Origin of the sequence: Allobaculum fili, from assembly GCF_020969955.1 — a bacterium.
GTDB lineage: Bacteria > Bacillota_I > Bacilli_A > Erysipelotrichales > Erysipelotrichaceae > Allobaculum > Allobaculum fili.
Window position 1 is genome coordinate 1 of the sequence record NZ_JAHDSX010000138.1, and the last position, 310, is coordinate 310.

At 47.7% G+C, this 310-nt stretch carries 2 protein-coding genes; both read right to left on the bottom strand.

Going from position 1 to position 310, the window contains the following annotated elements:
• Positions 1 to 163: hypothetical protein (locus tag Afil_RS11440; RefSeq protein WP_369413434.1), on the bottom strand; the 163-nt coding region annotated here is incomplete at its 3' end.
• Positions 109 to 310, bottom strand: a 202-nt coding sequence (locus Afil_RS10830; protein WP_230268559.1) for a hypothetical protein, incomplete at its 5' end; no start/stop codon positions are given. The genes Afil_RS11440 and Afil_RS10830, both read right to left, overlap by 55 nt.

Below are 310 nucleotides of genomic sequence, written 5' to 3' on the forward strand. Positions count from 1 at the left end.
CTGTAGTAATCGTATGCTTCTGTGCTCTGAATGGAATAGATCGCATTTGTGTATGATGGCCGTTCTCGCAGAAGAGGCGCTGAACCTTCACGGTGACATGGATATAAGTCAAGCCAAAGGGAAGGTGACGCAGTGTGATTGAACGAGATGATTTGATGTGCATCTTCTGACCGCAAACGGGGTAGATTCGTTCTTCATCAGTGACTTCACAGAGTACTCCGTCACACTGATAGATGGAATGATTTCCGGAAGCATCGATCCGGGAATAAACACCTGACTGGGTAAAGCCCGGCAGCGATGAGGGAATGAA